This window comes from Sulfurimonas sp. (assembly GCF_023229025.1).
In the GTDB taxonomy this organism is placed as follows: domain Bacteria; phylum Campylobacterota; class Campylobacteria; order Campylobacterales; family Sulfurimonadaceae; genus Sulfurimonas.
On record NZ_JALOAA010000014.1, the window covers coordinates 1 to 17988 of the forward strand.

Below are 17988 nucleotides of genomic sequence, written 5' to 3' on the forward strand. Positions count from 1 at the left end.
CATCTACTAACTCATCAACCTTAGAGGATGCGCATGCAAATTATAACCACTCAAAAGAGGCTACAGCAACGCAAGCAGAATCTGACACAACTACTATCTCTGTAGCAAAAAATAGAGATGGATACACCATAGAAGAGCTATACGCAAAAAAAGATGCTCTTAAAGATAAAAACGTAAAGATAAATGCTCAAGTAGTAAAAGTTTCTAAAAATATTATGGGTAAAGATTGGATTCATCTTCAAGACGGCTCCGGAAGTGCCGGAACAAACGATATAATCGCAACAGCGGTAAACTCTACCGTGCAAGTAGGAGATACTGTTACTACAAACGGAGTAGTTAAAACAAATGTTGATTTAGGTTACGGTTACAACTTCTCTGTTCTTATAGAGGAGGCTAAGTTTACCTCCTTATAACAGAGATATAGATTAGGCTATCTTTTTAAGATAGCCCAATTTAGCTTCTACTCCTTTACCGGAAAGTCTTTAAAAAGCTCAGAGATAACTCTTTTTAAATAGTCGTTTTTCTGCTCTTGAGTATACTCTTTTGAGAGTTCATCCATTGCAATACCCCGCCAGACAACTCTGTTCTCTTTAACATCAAAAACCTCTAGTACAAGTCTGCCCTCTTCATACTCGTTAGTTCTAGTAGTTACCCTAACATCAGGCTCCGTAGCAACCATTCCTGAAGGGTAGTAACCTCTTGGATAAGCCCCTGCCGGACCTGCTCCATAATATACATATGGCATAGGTTTAATTCCTATAGTCTCATAATTAGTCTCTATCTGACTCCTCTTTTGCACATCAAGATGCATTGTAATGTAAAACTCGGCTTGACTCTTCTGGGATTTAATATACCCTTTATCCTGCATATAAGCATCCACTAGCCTACTGATGCGATCTCTGTCAAAATCTCTCGTATCATTTCTGTTTGTATAGACGACACTAAATGTAGAGAGGCTTGAGAATTTATACTCCGGGTCATAATCAACCTGTACCTCAAGTGTGGAACACCCCGCTGTAAAAATAGCAATAACAACTGCCATTAACAAATTTTTCATATTTTATCTCCTCCTTTATTATGTTAATTAAAACAATTTTTACTAAAAATTTACTCTCTTAAATAAGATTTTACATTATGTGAAAAATGTTTTCTTAAAAATCCAACTGTATCAAAACTGTTATCCTCTCTCTTTTTATATCTAGACAAAAATGTCTCAGAGAGTAGATTTTTATCCGTTGCCATCTCTGCATTTGCTGAGATTGAGACAAGTTCTTCTCTAGAGAGTGCAAAAAACTCCAAAATATCTTCAGGCTCATGTATGCCGTTTTCATCTAGCACGGCTCTTGTCAAAGGATTTTGCATCTGCTGTTTTACCGCCTTATAACTAATAACTATCGGCTCATTTGAGCCAAACATTAAAAAATCTCTTGTTGAGACATTAACAAAACTAACTACATGTTCAAACGTGCTTGTATAAGCCTTAATGATGCCTTTTAGAGTTGCTATATCTATCTTAAACAGCGGCACCCACTGCCCATTAACTCCTCCTTTTGAGAGTCTTGATTTTGTTATCTCAAAAAAATCCTTGTTCATTATATTTGATGCTCCTATAAGCCAAGGATGAGAAGGCTGTGATACAATAATATCATATAGTTTATCAGATACAAGCAAACTGTTTCGCGCATCGTTTATCTTTATGTTTACTCTGCTGTCATCATCTGTAGGCAATCTACCGCTATAAAGAGTTCTTACTGCATCTAACACTGCCAAATCTAGCTCTACGACATCAATACTCTCTAGTCTGCTCATACTCATACTTCTAACAGTAGTTGCCCCTCCATAACCTAAAATAAACGCATCTTTTGCACTTGGATTTAACATCAATGCTATCTTTGCTAATAAAAATTCGCTTAAGACCATGTTGTTAGGGTTACATGTATCAATCCATGACTCATTCATTCCATTGTTTGAGAGTACCGAGATACATGGAGTATTTGCATAGCTATGTAGTCCAATTATTCCTGTTTGACCCTCTTTAATGTAGTGAATCGTTGGCTTAAGGTTACTTGAGTGAGCCGCAAAATCTCTTTGAAGTACTATATTTATCATCTTTTTATAATCTATTTGTGCTCCATAAAAACTTATAAGCAGAATAAGCCAACCAAACCCGCTCCACAACAATACGACCCTTTTGCCCTTTAGGCTTTTTATGAAAATAAGAGATGATAGAAGAACAAATATAGAAACAGCCGTCAATAAAAAATCAGTTGAGTAGTGTGGAATAATCCAAAATCCTGCTACAACCGAGCCAATTACTCCTGCGGCTATATTAACCGCATATGCTCTGCCTACATAATCATAAACTCTGTTTATATCATTTGAGTAGTACTTAAGGGCGATAGGGAAAATCGCACCAAGTATTGCGGTTGCCGGCAGAAGAATCAAAAACATTACCAGATATTTACTCCATCTATAAATAAATGGAGTCACATCAAGAGTGTTTAACTGCTCATAAAGTTCAGGAAAAACCCCTAACCCAACTCGAGCACTCATAAGAGAGAGGGCAAGTAAAATCAGACCGAAAAATAGCGTCTTCTCTACATTTATCTTTGAAAAAATTGGTAATTTAGCAACAAATGAGCCTATACCCAAACCGGTTAAAAACATAGCTAAAATAAAAGAGAAACCATATATCGTACTTCCGGTATATATAATTAAAAACTTCATCCAACCCACTTCTGTTGCAATAGCGGCAAAGCCTGTTGCAAAAAGCACAACAAGAGCCTTGTTGTTTGGCTTGACTCTATCTTGCAGGGTTTCTAAAGAAGAGGGGTTGACACTGTGAGGTATAGCAATCTGCCTATAAAACAAAATCCCCATAAAAGCGATAAAAAAATTAACAAAAGCGGCAATATAGAGAGTACCGTCAAGACCAAAATAGGGGATAAGGTAGATACCGGAGCCAAGCGCGCCAATAACGGCACCTATAGTATTAAAAGCATAAAAATGTGCAAGCCTCTCGCCTAACTCGCTTCTATGTCTAATTGCAACCGCCATAAGCAGAGGAAATGTCGTACCTATAAAAAATGTCGGAACAAAAAGAAGTAGCGTTACAATTAGAAATTTAAACCATACTCCCGCCTTAATAATAGGAAGGAGTAATATAAAATAGTCGAGGTTTAAAAGAGTAGGCAGTAAAGCAAGCGCACTTAGTGCGATTAATATCTCAACTACTATATATATCTTAAGAGCATTTTTAAATTTTTCAATAAGCGCACCCGCAAAGTAACTACCGACTCCTAGTCCAAGAAAAAAAACTGCTAAAATTATACTTATGGAGACCGAAGTCGAGCCGATACTAAGCGAAAGAAGTCGGCTCCAAAGAACTTGATAAATTAAAGCCGTCGCTCCGGAGAGCAGTAAAAAAAACGAAACTATCCATTTTAAGAAAAACTTACTGCTTTGCTCTTTGTACATCTGCTTGGTGATGTTTACTTTTTAGATATCGGTTTTACTTTTACCAACTTATTGCGATTAAACGATGCTACAATAATTACCAATGTTATTATAGAGATAGCATAATAGACCCACTCAGGAATCGGAACAGGATCTCCAGTCGCATAAGAGTGCATACCTGAGAGATAATAGTTCACTCCAAAGTAAGTCATAATAACTGATGCATATGCTATAACGGAGACTACGTTATATAAAAAGTTTGACTTAAGAGCCGGGATAAAACGCAAGTGTGTAGCAAAAACATAAACAGCTATCGTAACGATAGTCCATGTCTCTTTAGGGTCCCATCCCCAGTATCTTCCCCATGACTCATTTGCCCAAACTCCTCCAATAAAGTTTCCGATTGTAAGAAGACAAAGCCCTACAATCATTGACATCTGGCTTATTCTAGCTGATTCCATTATGTTAACGCTAATCTGTTCACGTCTACTCTCATTGCCCAGCATGATATAAAATATCAACGATATAAAACCAAGCAGTGTACTAAGCCCAAGGAAACCATAGCTAGCCGTAATTACAGATACATGTATTGTAAGCCAGTATGATTTAAGTACCGGTGCTAAAGTAGTAATCTGAGGATCAAGCCAGCTTAAGTGTGCAACAAAGAGTGTTATCCCAGAGAAAAGACCGGTAGTTGCAACTGCAAGTTCTGATGAGCGTGCAAATAAAAGTCCGGCTAAAATTATACTCCAAGAGATATAGAGCATCGCCTCATATCCGTTACTCCATGGCGCATGGCCTGCTATATACCATCTAAGTCCAAGGTTAAACGTATGAATGACAAATGCAACTGCAAAGATAATAAGTATTGCACTTACAACTCTTTTTAAGTCTAAGGCAGGCTTTGCTAATCGTATAAAAATTAACACAAGCAAAAGAAGACCGGAGAATAGATAAACAGGGTATAGTCTCTCAAAGAGTTTTAGTTTGTTGTACAACAACTCTGCTTTTATAAGCATGTCATCTGCTACTATATCCGGATTTATCTTAGCCTGATAAGCCTTTATCTCATCTATTGCTCTATCTGCATCACTCCAATCACCGGTTTGCAACCCTTTTGAGAGCCCTAATGAGTTATTTCTTAAAAGAGTTAGCACTTCATTTGCAGCTTTATTAGGGAAAGTCTCTAGTGCCTCTTGTGGGTAGTACCACTTGTTACTCCGATCTCCTTCTAAAGGAAAAACGGTCATAAAACGCCCTGAGTAGACCATGTAAGCAACATTTACTCTCTCATCTACTTTAATAATCTCTTTTTCGTAAGTGCCTCTCTCCCCCGGGCGCTTTCTAAGAGCCTCTTCTGCCAATGGGCCTATAATGTAGTTGCCCGATCTATCAAAAGCCATATTGTATGCAAAACTGCTTTTTGACTCTTGAATCCCTAAATCTTTTTTGAGTTGCGGGTGGAAGATTTTAATCATCTCCACCTGCTTCCAAGCTTCAGGATTTGACGCCATACCCAAAATTATCTGATTATGACTCAGTCCAAACATACTACTTTTTCCGGTAATTTTATTTAGATACTCCATACTCATTGTATCAACAGGCTTAATTCTTCCGTCACGACTCTGAACAAGCAGAGTTCCAAACACTTTTGCATGACCCTTATCTATCTGTTTAATATTTTCTACTGATGTAGAAGCCAGCATAGGTTGTGCCCCAAACAAAGAGCCTAATACAACTGCAACAGCTACTATGCTTGCCTTATACTCATACTTCATTCGAGCAAGTTTTCCAAAGTAGCTGTTTGGATTTAAGAGGTTTAAAAACATCCCTATTCCCAACATCAGATAACCTAAGTAAGTAGGCCATTTTCCCGGGTCATGATTTACGGATAACACAGTTCCCTTCTCATCTTTGTCGTAAGATGATTGAAAGAACAAAAATCCACCATAGTCAAGTACATTATTCATAAAAATCTTATGATCCTCTCTAACATTGTTTTCATGATCTAAGAGAGTAATATAGCTCTCATATGAGGATGGGCTCATTGAGCCTGGGTACTTTAACATCACAAACTTATTTAGCTTAAGCGCAAACGGAAGCTCTAAAATCTTTGCGCCCCACTCTAGTGAAAGCTCTATATCATCCATGCGCAGCAACTCTGTAAAACCTTGATAACGCTTCCCTCTGCCCATCATAGCAACTTCGCGTGTTTCTCCATTGTAAGTAACATCTACCACAAGTGCAGATAGCGGGTTTTTATCCATATTTAGATCTTGTTTTGCAGTTTTATAGTACTCATCTGCATCAACAACCTTAACTCTACCTCTCTCATAGACCTCTTTTGCAACCATCTGAACGCCTCTGATATTAAAGAGTTCTCCGGCATTAAATGGATATTTCACTCCTGCTTCATAAATCCCTTGAGATTGATCAGCCATCTTTGTCCAGCCAATATCAACATTAGATACAAAAGATATTTTATCGTCATCACTCATAAGGCGAATAGCAGGTTTATTTACATTGACATCTTTATCAAAAAAGACTGCAAGCGGACCGACATCAAAGGACTCTTTGCTGCTTATAAAGTACTTCTCAGGTCCTTGAGGCGCCATTACAACAAGTCCTGCAATAGGCTCTCCATTTGGATCTTCAACGACAGTTTTTATGGCTTTTGCTATAAAGCCTTTGTAAGCTACCTTAAGCTCTTTATCATCAATATCCAAACTCTCACTAAAACTTCTTCCTCCAAGCTCAGAGACATAGACTACTTTATGTTTTGCAAACTCTTTGGAGCCTTTTTTTGCCTCTATCTGCAAAAATGCATCAGATGATAGCATACGGTGTTCAGTCGTACCTTCACGGATACTCATAACACCCTCATAACCCCAGTAACGCGTTATGCCCGCACCTAACAAAATAACTATAAAGCCTAAGTGAAATATAAGAACAGGGATCTTCTTTTTCTGAATCATTTTATATTTAAAAATATTTCCCAAGATGCTTATTCCAAGCAGTATCTGAATTACCTCAAACCATCTGCTCGCATAAACAACAGCCCAAGATGCATTTACGCCATAATCATTCTCTATAAACGTTCCTACGCCGCTTGCGGCTCCAAACAACAGAATTAAAACAGCCATTAGTTTCATAGAGATTAAAAATGACCACACTTGTTTAATAAATGTCATACTTTTCCTTAAAGTTTTAAATCTTGTATAGTATTACAATAGTTTATACTACTTTATAAAATTGAGAGTCTATCACAGAGTTACTACATAACGGTTAATGTGTCTCTATTTTTCCTCGCTCATTATCCTCTTTTGGCACCTCTTTTTTCTTTTGCAAAGATGTGTCATGTATATCCGGCTCTGTAAAAGCCTCCTCTTGAAGGTTTTCTACGGCAATTATAATCCACTCTCCATGATGTTTTTTCAGCGTATATTTCATCTTGTAAAATATTGTCATGGGTTCAAGCGCATAATCTCTATTTACCAAATCAGCATACCCAAATGTCCAGTTCTCCAAAGTTCTTATGGTGGCATTATCTTCATTGTAAGCAATTGGAGAGAACCTCAAATCATTTATTTGCGCAACCATGGCAAGGTTGCTAAACTTCCAAGAGTCTGCCCAAACCATTAGCTTAAAGAAGAGTTCTTGAGTGAGCATATCTTTTAAAAGCTTTGTATCACCGCTCTTTGTCATCTTGATGATTCCGTAGTTATATTTTAGAAGCGCATCTTTTATGCGTTTGTCATCATTTACGTTTGAGCTAGCCATACCAAGTGACACAAATAAAAGTGTTATTAATAAAAATTTCTTCATTTTACTTACCTATGGCATCAAGTTCTGGTCATAGCCACCGGCATTTGAATTATGGCACATACCTCCACCACCACAAGTAGGAGCATATGCATTTGTCCTAGTACCTACATCATTTGGATCATAAAAACCTTTTTTCCATCCCGTCATTTTTAGACTGTTTCCGTTGTAATTATATGGCGCAGGAAATGTTTCATATCCCATCAATCTTGAAATTGGCGAACCATGCGGGATAGTAAGATGACACTCAATACAAGCAAAGCCTCTTCCAGACATCTGTTGTCTCCACTTGTCGTGAGGGTGCCTTATATCATGACAGTTTTTACACATGTTACCAGTATCTCCCGCAGTGCCGATATCGTCCATAGTGTAGAGAGTAACACCATCTGGTTTTTTTGGCCAATATTGATTTACTCCTTTTAAAATATACTTCAAGTTTGAGCCATGTGGTCCTTTTGGGTCACCGCCGAGTTCATTATCCGCTCCATGACAATCAGAGCAGTACATGGTGTTTAGCCCAGGGTTCTCTCTCCAAGGAGTAAGTAGTTGGGCATCACTTAGCTGCTGCGGGGCATATGAGCCTGTTCGAGCAAGTTGATTTATAACAACAGGATGTCCAGATTTGTTGTTTATGTTCATCTCCCATGCAACATCCGTGAGCGGTGTAACCCCATCACTAGGGGAGACATAGCCACTAGTATTAATACCGTTTATTGCATCACCCATACCCCAATAAGAGTGACACTTAAAGCAGATTTGGTACTCCTTCTCAGAACTCTCCATAGTTGTAAATGTAGTTGGTTGCTGCCACTCCGGTGGCCAAGTCGGCTCAATACCGGGAACGCCTTTGAGTACATTTGAGACAAGATTAGTAGATGCTCCAGGCTGTCCATACCATGAACCGTCAACTATATGCGTACCGGCACGTGCTTGATGCGGATTGTGACAATCCATACATACGGCATGCTTATTTGTTCCCCAATCTATCCCTTTTATAGCAAGCGGATCAGGATTTCCTGTTCCATAGAGCGTATCAAGATTTGTATGCTGAGTTCCGGGGATATTGTCCTCTGCTAAAACAGGGTGTGTATATGCTCTGCTGAGGATGGATTTAATATCTTTTGCTCCACCGACACCGTGGCAAGCAGCACCACTCTCATCAGAAGCAGCCCCTTGAAAACATGTCTGCTCATTAACTTGTCTGTTTAGGTATCCAACTCCCTCTCCATTATGAGGCACATGACAATTTGCGCATCCAAGCTCTCCTACAGCACCGGTTCCATATTTTGCTATTACCTCCGGATCTGTATAGAGTGGATTCAATGGAGGGTTTTGGTGTACACTCCCCACCCAATCAGTTTTTACATGACAGGAGGTACAAGTGCTTACAAAATTTTGCCCATGATTTGCCCCAGACTCTACATGTAAAAATTTGCTATTGTCTTTATGCGGGTCATGACAAGAGGAGCACTCTACATATTTCCCACTATATCCTGCGTACTCATAAAGTTTTATAGGAGCATCAGGTGTCGCTTTTAACTCCATAGTCCGAACTCCGCCATCACCAAATACCTTAGTTACTGTTGAGTCGTAAATAATTCCTACCGGATGATGGTTTGAGAGATCCGTTCCTATAAATCCTACTGCAGTATCAGGTATAGTTCCATCCGGAGCATCACCGCTCATATCTATTATCGATGAGCCGTCATAATCACGTCTTAGTTTGGAGACTGCACCTACCGCAATTGTTCCATCATGACAGCTAAGACATTGTCGAGAGAGTGCACCGGGAGTATCGTTTGCTGAGCCAAGATCTGAGGCAATTGCAGGATAACCCATACGTTTTAGATAATCGCTATCGTACATAATGTAATCTGTTGTGGGCATACTTCTGTTCCAAAGCGGCTTTCCGACAGATTGCGAGAAGTGCGGTATATGACAAAAGACACACACCTCAGTCTCACTTGTGGCTTTTATATTTCCGGCACTGCTTGTTACCGAGAGGTTATGCTTTGTGTTAACTATCGAGGCTGCCGACTCGCTGATGGAAAAAAACAGAAAAACTACTAAAGCAGTTGTTAAAGATTTCATTTTGAACTCCTTGTCTGTGCTGAGTTAATAAGCTTAAAGAGTTGAATACGGTTATTGTTGGTATCTGCTACATATATCATATTATCTTTTGTTATTGAGATATCTTCTGCTAGGGCAAACTCGCCTCTTCTGTTTCCATGATGACCAAGCACCATTAACAGCTCTTTATTTTGATTAAAAATTTGTATATTATTAAACATCGTATCGCTTACATAGATATTATTGTAAGAGTCTAGCGATATTCCTCTAGGGCTACCAAAACTCCCTATCTCTTGCCCTAACTGTCCAAATTTGTCTATAAACTCTCCATCACTACTTAGTATCTGCACACGGTGATTCATAGAGTCTGACACATAAAGCTTTCCGTCACTTCCGATATCTATAAATGTAGGTCTATTAAACTCCCCGTCACCTGAGCCGTTTTTGCCGATAGAGCCTAAATAATCACCCTTTAGGGAAGTCACATGTATCTGACTTGAGAGCGCATCCACGATATAGAGTTTTTTATCTTTGCTTATTGCGATTCCAACAGGTCTTTGCAGCATTTTTGGCGCTATGGAGTATTTGTAATCTCCATCTTCATCAAAGATATATATTTTCGCCCTTACTGAATCTGAGATATAAATATTTCCGCTCTCATCAGTCACAACATCTATAGGGTATAAAAACTGCTCTTTTTTAGAGCTGTTAATTGTAATCATTTTGTTCTTTTTTTTATCAAACACATAGAGTGATCTTGTAGCAATATCTGTTGTGTAAACTCTATCATCATGGGCGTGAATACCAAATGGAGCTTGGAGACTTCTCTCCTCCTCTCCAAACAGAAAATCAAAAGCCTTTGAGAAAAAACTTTTTTTAATCCCTAAATCATTAGAGTTGTGTATGGAAGAGACAAACTCTATCTTAGCCTCATCCGGTGGCGGCGGCCAGACTAGCTTTACACCTTCTGCTGCATAAGAAGCTTCTGTGAGCACTACAAAAACTAGCACATATAAAAAATTTTTCATCTTTTTCCCTTCTTTAAAATGTTCGCGTCAACTGTACTTTAAAAATTGAGCGCTCATTTTTTATCGTGTTTAAAACACTCTCTATCTCACTATTATTATACTGATATCCCATTAAAAAAGTGGTTTTTCCTGCTTTAAATGTTAAATTTGCATTTCCTGAATGCTCAAGAGTATTATATGCTTCACTTATTCTTGCAGAAGCATCAAATGCCCAGTTATTAAAAAGCCTATAGTTCATATTCATCTCTGCTCTTGGGTCAACACGGCTATCAGAGGTATTGTCGGTTTTAGTATTTATATACTCTGCTCCGACTTTAAACCCTATACGCCCTTTTACCCCGAGTCTAAAATGAAAATCCAAAGACTCCATTATGTTTGTAGTAGAAGAGCTGCTTCTTACCCCTGATGCTGTTAAAGATGGCTCTGAGAGAGTATCTGTCTGGCTATATCTTGCCGTAATATTATTATTTACGATACTAAAAATTTTTGATAAAAAGTAGAGTCCAAAGTTATATCTCTGCTCCTCTCTTTTAGTAGAGTACAAAGAGTGATAATAACCGCTATCTACACTTAGGTTTGAGTTTATTGTCGGGAAAATTTTTTTGGCTCTAGCGGTTAGGTGAAGGTCATATCTCTCTGAGCTTATTTTTGTAGTGGTTGAGTTTGCATCAAAGGCGCTTTTTGTAGTAGAGTCATTTTTTTGCACGCCTACCTTGCTTACAAGAGTAAAAGGAACATCCGTAAATATAGTAGTTGCGTAGGTATGCGTAGCATCCAAATTAACATACGAGCTACTGCCGCTTGAGGATGCATCATCATATACAAACAGCATAGCGGACTCTGATATAGTGATACTCGGAGTTACTCTATAGTTGAACCCTTGGTTAACATTTAACGAGTCAAAGTTATATTTCTCACCTCCGGTTGAATTTCCATACTCCATTGTAGTTCCTAGAAGTGATAGATAGGTATCATAATCGGCATCTTTTGGTCTATAACCTATATTTACACCTGCATCCATAGTCTCTCTTACATAATATTCATCATTTTCATAAGATGCAGTAGAAGCAATGCTTAAGCCATCAGAAGCTCTCCAGTCATGAGAAAATACAAATGTATCTTTTACCTGATTTATGCTTGTTATTTCATCGTTAATGTAGTTTTGATCATTTTTCAGTATGGAGTGTGAGTAGTTTGCTTGAATGTTGTGATTTTTTTTGTTATAGCGAAATGAGCTGTTGTAGGTTGTAGTTTGAGAATCTTGCAGCCTATCACTAAACTCTGAGACTGTTTTTGTTGTTGTAGCCCCATATGTAACCATATATGGCTCAAAATTCAAAGAACCGGTTATCCCCTCGCTACTAGTCTCATAATCGTAGTTCGTTGAGTAAGCACTATAGACCGTGTTTACCGGTCTTTGGGTTTTATTTGCATAAACGGTAAAAGGCATCTTTGTGTCTTTGATAAAATTTAGGTAAGCTTTATAATCTCTACCCTCTGTTTTCTGCTTTGAAGTCTCTTCGTCTCGTTGAAGTTCTTCTGTCTCAAACCTTATTACTCCTTCTAGTGAATAATCAAGTAGGCGGGGACTGTAAATATTGCCTTTGTAACCCATTTTATACTCTTGTGTAAAATTCTCTTTTGAACTCTCTCTTCCACTATTTGTATAATCATCTTGGATATATAGATAATTTAAGCTTCCGTAAAGACCTTTATCCGGATAGTCGTTTGCTGAGAGCTTCGAGGCTACTGCAAGAGTAAGGCAGAGGCAGCATAGGGTTTTTTTTTTCATCACGTTATTGTTTCACAATCACCGAATTTTGCATTAACCTCTCAAGTAGTTCTGCTTTTCTCTTATCCTCTTTTTTAGTTTTTAAATCTTTTCTAAGTCCATCCTTTATCTCCTCAAAAGAGAGTTGATTTGAGAGGGCTTTATCTTCTACTTTTACTATGAAAAAACCTATATCTTGCTCTATAATCTCACTCATTTGCCCAATTTCCATAGTAAAAGCAACCTCTTCAACCGCTGCTTCTAACCTCCCTCTATGAAGAAATCCCATATCTCCCCCTTTAATACGGCTCATAGCAGTAGAGTACTTTGCCGCTACATCTGCAAAGGGAGTTCCCTTCTTTATCTCTGCCATCGCATCTTCGACTCTCTTTTTTGCTTTGCTTCTACCTTCTGGATCTTCGGGATTATTTCTCACATGTATCAGCCTAACTCTTATCTTTTCAGGCTCTTTAAATTTGTAGCTATTTTTTTCATAATAATCTTTTAGCTCTCTCTCGCTTATATCATACTCTATCTCTTTTTTATAGAGTTTTTTTAGAGTTTCATCTTTTTTGACAACCTCTCTAAAGGTCTCTTTTGTAAACCCAAGCTGCTTTATTGCTTCTTCTAGCTTTTCTTTAGAACCGTAAGTTGCAGCGAGATTTGTTAAAACTTCATCTACTTCGCTCTTGCTTGTTTTTATATTTTTTGAAACAGCATAAGTATATAAAAGTGTTTTTTCAATCAGAGCATCAAGTGCTTTTTCTTGTAAAACTTTAAGCTTTTCATCATTTATAGTTGAGTGAAAATAAGCCTTTGGAAGCAGTTTTCCAACCTCCTTATCTCTCTCATCTACTGAAATAGCAGTACCGTTTACAACTGCAACTGTGGATTCCGGTAAAAGAACCTTATCTGCGTATAAAAACGTGCCTAAAAAGACTATTAAAAAAAATTTATTCAAAACCCCACCCTATTTTTTTTCTGCTTGACTATCCGACTCTAGCTCCGGAGGAGCGGTAATTTCACTATATCTTTGAGGATTCTTCTCTTTCCACTTCTCGCTGATATATTGAAATGTCTGTACTCTTCCGCTAAAACCATCAGCAATTATTATCTTATCATTCTCATCTATATATACTCCGGTAATTAGACGAAACTGAGTTGGACCGTAACCCCCACCGCCAAAAAACATAAGAAGTGCACTTCCCTTCTCATCAAATATCTGAACATTATTAAATGCACTATCGGCTACATAAATGTTGCCGTCACTATCAATTCCAACACCCTTTGGTCTTGCAAAAGTTCCCGGTTTGTTACCGATATTTCCAAATTTAGTTATAAATTTTCCATCTTTATCAAAAATCTGTACTCGAAAGTTTTGCGTATCTACGACTACAATATTTCCGTTTCTTTGATCTACTGCAATGTTTGTAGGATAGTTAAACTCTGCATCTTTTGTACCTCTTTGACCTACACTATACAGAAGCTCTTTTGTAGCGATATCATAAGCTTTAAACTGATGCGCTTTTGTATCTACCACATAGAGTCTATGCTGTTTTTTATCTATTGCAATTCCTGTAGGATTTGCAAACTCCATTCTATCTCCAAAAGTCAAATTCAACTGCCCGTTTATATCATAGCGGTTTATTTTCCTCTCGCGTGAATCACTTACATATAGATTTTTATCTCTATCAAATGCAATTCCGACAGGGGAAGCAAGTCTGCCCACTGTGCCGTTGCCTATAAACATAAGCTCTCTTGTCTCTTCATCTATTACAAATACTGCATCCGAACCAGTATCTGCAACATACAGTTTGCCGTCTTGAATACCGACACCGTATGGTTTAATGATGTTTGAGACCTTTTTTTCGCTCTTTTTTTCACCCAAAAAAGCATCTAATGCACTTGTTTTATCCTCTTTTGCGCCACCTCTATAGGTCGCAAGATATAGTATCTTTGGTGTTTGTGGATATTGAGGAAACGTTATAATTTTTTCTACTTCAACCTCTTTAGTGGCACAGGCTTGAAAAAAGAACATTACAACAACTTGGATTGAAAGAAAGATAATTTTCATGATAAGAACTCCGACTTTGATATAACAATACTACATTATAACAAAGAAAGTATAATGGGAAAATGAAGACAGCAGGGAGGGGAAAGCCTCCTCTACTGAATATTATTTATCGTGGCAACCTAGACAAAGGTAGCTATTTTGATTTGTATGGCGAAGGAAGTTAACCTCAGTATCTGTTCCTTGTGTTTTTCCACCGTTATGTGGATCATGACAACTACCACACTCTACTTGGTCATTTCCAACTCCACGAAGCAAATCTTCAACAGTAGTAGCACCTAACCAAGCACTATTATCACCTAGTGTCGTAAGTACCGTAGCAACCGGTCTAAGTCCAGCTGTACCAGGAGTATATACAATTGAGACAGGGTGGTCGTTTGTTAAGTCAGGGTTACCGACAGTTGTAGTACCCGGAGTACCACCTATATTTCCACCGTAATCAACTGCTAAGCTATTAATGTCATTAGACCCAGCTACAGCATTCATACCAGAACCCGGTGCATTTACGATAGAGTCAATAGCACTTACACCATCATGACAACTAAGACATGCTAGAGACGGACTTGCCGGAGTTGCTGCCGTATTTGTTCCTGCTATTGTTGCTCCGTACATATCAAATGTTCCTGTAGGAGTAGCTTTGTTCCATAAAGGTGCGCCTGTAAAAGCAGTATTTGCCGCGTGAGGCGTATGACAATATACACATATCTCACCATTATCAGCAGTGTTACTATCTAACAGAGCATTAGCCGATAAATCATGCGGACTACCACTAATTGGACCGGCAAATGCAGACGAAATACCCAACATTGATGCGAGCACCATAACTTTGATTTTATTACTAATCATTTTGTCCCCTTCCCTAAATAGTATATAATTTTTTGTAATACTATTTTCTATTACAAGTATAACTTATTCTAAATAAAATATAATTAAAAGACAAACAAATATCTATTTGACTTGCGTCAAGTTACTTTTTGTAACAAAATGTAGATAAAATCTGTTATTGTGATATTTTTGTGATGATTCTAACCATTCGTTTACTTCTTGTGACATCTTTGGCATACACCATATGGCATAGTGCCTCTCATTCTCAAGAGGAACAGTCCGCTAGATCCGTGCGGATTGTGGCACCCACTACAAGTTAACTCACGTCCGGGGCGGGCAGGATCGTCTCTTCCTTTTGTAGGATGTCCTCCACTTTTTGTCGGCGCGCCAAAACCTATAGCGGGTATAACATGTTGTCCGTTTGACATTTCAGCATGGCAGGTAGTACATAAATTCCAGATACTTTTTCTTAGAAAAAACTCGTTGTCTGAGCCATGCGGATTATGGCATCTCTCGCATCTTCCGTCATTTACAGGACCATGACTAAACCTGCTCTTCTCCCACTCCTCAACTCCCTCATGACATTCACTGCAAGTCTTTGCAACCGGATCTGCTACTAAATATTTTGAAGCACCTTTGTCCTGCATATTATACTCACCGAATTTTCCGTTATGACAATCCGTACAGAGCCAGTTTGCAGCGGGTGCATGTGTGTTTCTTGTACTTATCATGCCATTATGACACTCATAACAAGTTGTCTTTGTAACATCTTCAAGAACTTCATTGTTTGTTGGAATATTTGATTTCATGTTGTGACATGAAGCACATTTATTCTCTTTTTCATCCTTATGGAAAAATCTTATATCATACTCTTGAAGCTCATACTCATCAATCCCTTCAAAGAGTTCTGAAAGAAAATATAGCTCTCTGCTGCTCTTTTGTACAACTTCTCCACCTTTGTAAAGAGTGACAAAAACGGTGTTTTGTCCAGGATCTAATTTAATTGTTTTACAGTATGTATCTTTTTGCGGTTTTACTTCTAATGTTGTAGTTTTATTGCTATGCTCTATAACTATAGAGTCTGCCTCACTGAATGTAGTATCTATTACAAAAGTACTACTCTCTCCAACATAGCGTGTTTTATCTTGAGGCAGGTGTATTGAAGATTTCTCTTGTGTATTGCCGCAGAGTGCGGCAATTAAAAAAAGCAGCAGATATAGGGGTTTCAAATCAGCCTACTTAAGGTTAACTTTTGGTGTTACCCTATCATAGTGACGACGAGCGTGGCATGCAGGTGCACATGAACCGCCATCTTCTGTCTCAATGAAACGAATAGGAAAGTTTATCTTACCAAATTTCGTTTTTGTTCTTAAGTGATGCGGGTACTCTTTTGTACCGTGAAAATCATGACATGCACGGCAAGAGCGACCTTTCTCTTTGTTTACATGAACAAAGTGCATATTATCTGCACCGTTTCTAAAGTTTGTCGCCGTTGTTGTATTGGCATCCATAATCTTCTCTTTCTCATGACACTGAAAACAGATATAATTATCCTCTTCAAACTTCTCGTAGAAAGTTCTAGGGAACGGTTTGTTTAACATACTTAAGTTATTTGAACCATGCGGATTGTGGCACGCTGCACAATCTCCCCATAAGATAGGACCATGCCAGTCAGGATTATTATCTAGATGTTTTCCTATATTTAGAAGTTTGTCTCCATTTTCATCTCTTGTTAGAGACTCGCTATGGCATGATAGGCACAACTCTTTGTTTGTATCTTTTACTAAAAATTTAGGATTTGTTGAGCCGTGTGGGTCGTGACACTCCAGACACTTTCTTGGTCTATCAAGCGCACCATGCTTATCTGATACGGTGCTAATCCAAACCTCTTTATCTACGTGACACATAACACATAAATCTTGTTTTCCATCAGCTTTTAACTGGTAGAGATGATTCTCTGTATGTGGATCATGACAGTTGGTACATTGATCTTTTACCGGTGGATGAATGTTTGCGGTATTTCGTAAAAACTCATCTTTATCTTGATGACATGAGTTACAAAGCTCGTTTATACTTGATGCAACCAATAGCTTTGCATTGTCTGATTCATGCGGGTCATGACAAGCCGTACAAGCACCTGCTGCTACCGGACCGTGAATAAACTCTTTGTCGTCCTTTGCTTCATGACACATTGCACATAATTCAGGAGGATCCATGATAAGAGCCTCTTCTCCCTTTGCGTCTGTATGACAAACAGTACAGTCACCCCACTCAAAAGGAGGGTGTTGAACCTTTTTTGATGTCCTAAGTTCTGTGCCGTAAAACTTTTCAGCCTCTGTTAAAACAGCTTCTTGCGCGAAGACATTAACAGATACAAAGAGTAAGGCAACTGCTATTTTCAATATAAAAAACCAACTATATCTCATATCTATTTTCCCTTTTTTAGCTAAATATTAAAACGGTCTATCGTTTGCAGAAATCATATATGTTGTAAGCGCTTGCATATCCGGATCAAAAAGCGTCCTTATTTTTACAAGCTGCGGATCCATAACCGGCGCACGTGCAGGATCAATAATAGCCGGAGCCTGTCCTCTAAGATATGAGAGAAGTTCCTTCTCTTTTCCTATATATCCTCTAGCAATTGTAGATAACGATGGTCCAATTGTATCCACATTATCCTTGTGACATGCCACACACCCTTTTGCTTCAAATATCTCTTGACCTCTTTTGGCACTTATATCTTGAGCCCAAACACTACACAAAAAAAGTGTTGAAACTGATAATCCTACTATTATTTTTTTCATCTAAAGCCCCTTGTTTTAACTTAACAGTGCCCGATTATATCATAACTTTTTCTAATTTTAATATGAATTAATCATCTTTTTTTTTTACTATTTTGTGCTTTTTCTTAACTTTTACTTGGGCAGTTATAGAGTCTGAACTCT

Annotated in this window: 13 protein-coding genes and 1 pseudogene; 1 reads left to right on the top strand and 13 read right to left on the bottom strand. The window is 38.2% G+C overall.

Annotated features, from left to right (window positions below):
- Positions 1-413, top strand: a pseudogene (locus M0Q20_RS04905) (hypothetical protein); the annotation flags it as partial.
- Positions 414-460: 47 nt separating this feature from the next.
- Here the strand turns inward: M0Q20_RS04905 and M0Q20_RS04910 are convergent.
- From M0Q20_RS04910 to M0Q20_RS04970, 13 genes are all read right to left on the bottom strand, one after another.
- A complete protein-coding gene (locus tag M0Q20_RS04910; RefSeq protein ID WP_295059053.1) occupies positions 461-1057 on the bottom strand; it encodes a DUF4136 domain-containing protein in 597 nt (198 codons plus the stop codon).
- Between the two features lie 50 nt (positions 1058-1107).
- Entirely contained in the window at positions 1108-3477 is a 2370-nt protein-coding gene (locus tag M0Q20_RS04915) for a fused MFS/spermidine synthase (protein ID WP_295059054.1), read from the bottom strand.
- Between the two features lie 14 nt (positions 3478-3491).
- Complete coding sequence (gene ccsA / locus M0Q20_RS04920) at positions 3492-6647, bottom strand: cytochrome c biogenesis protein CcsA (RefSeq protein ID WP_295059055.1); 3156 nt, start codon at positions 6645-6647, stop codon at positions 3492-3494.
- Positions 6648-6741: 94 nt separating this feature from the next.
- Positions 6742-7281 carry a hypothetical protein gene (locus M0Q20_RS04925; RefSeq protein WP_295059056.1) on the bottom strand — a complete coding sequence of 180 codons (540 nt, stop codon included), beginning with the start codon at positions 7279-7281 and terminating at the stop codon, positions 6742-6744.
- 9 nt (positions 7282-7290) lie between these two features.
- The gene (locus tag M0Q20_RS04930) at positions 7291-9369 is read right to left on the bottom strand and encodes a cytochrome c3 family protein (protein WP_295059057.1); all 2079 of its coding nucleotides are present in this window, start codon (positions 9367-9369) and stop codon (positions 7291-7293) included.
- Entirely contained in the window at positions 9366-10376 is a 1011-nt protein-coding gene (locus M0Q20_RS04935; RefSeq protein WP_295059058.1) for a hypothetical protein, read from the bottom strand. The genes M0Q20_RS04930 and M0Q20_RS04935 overlap by 4 nt, the downstream gene beginning before the upstream one ends.
- A gap of 13 nt (positions 10377-10389) precedes the next feature.
- The gene (locus M0Q20_RS04940) at positions 10390-12168 is read right to left on the bottom strand and encodes a hypothetical protein (protein ID WP_295059059.1); all 1779 of its coding nucleotides are present in this window, start codon (positions 12166-12168) and stop codon (positions 10390-10392) included.
- Positions 12169-12172: 4 nt separating this feature from the next.
- Positions 12173-13108: a peptidylprolyl isomerase gene (locus M0Q20_RS04945; protein WP_295059060.1), complete on the bottom strand. Its 936-nt coding sequence runs from the start codon at positions 13106-13108 to the stop codon at positions 12173-12175.
- 9 nt (positions 13109-13117) lie between these two features.
- Entirely contained in the window at positions 13118-14221 is a 1104-nt protein-coding gene (locus tag M0Q20_RS04950) for a 6-bladed beta-propeller (RefSeq protein WP_295059061.1), read from the bottom strand.
- Between the two features lie 102 nt (positions 14222-14323).
- Positions 14324-15064 (bottom strand): cytochrome c3 family protein, encoded by a 741-nt coding sequence (locus M0Q20_RS04955; protein ID WP_295059062.1) that lies wholly within the window; start codon positions 15062-15064, stop codon positions 14324-14326.
- Positions 15065-15255: 191 nt separating this feature from the next.
- The gene (locus M0Q20_RS04960) at positions 15256-16272 is read right to left on the bottom strand and encodes a cytochrome c3 family protein (protein ID WP_295059063.1); all 1017 of its coding nucleotides are present in this window, start codon (positions 16270-16272) and stop codon (positions 15256-15258) included.
- 6 nt (positions 16273-16278) lie between these two features.
- On the bottom strand, positions 16279-17469 hold the full coding sequence (locus tag M0Q20_RS04965) for a cytochrome c3 family protein (RefSeq protein ID WP_295059064.1): 1191 nt from the start codon (positions 17467-17469) through the stop codon (positions 16279-16281).
- Positions 17470-17496: 27 nt separating this feature from the next.
- Positions 17497-17847 (bottom strand): c-type cytochrome, encoded by a 351-nt coding sequence (locus tag M0Q20_RS04970; RefSeq protein WP_295059065.1) that lies wholly within the window; start codon positions 17845-17847, stop codon positions 17497-17499.
- Positions 17848-17988 lie beyond the last annotated feature (141 nt).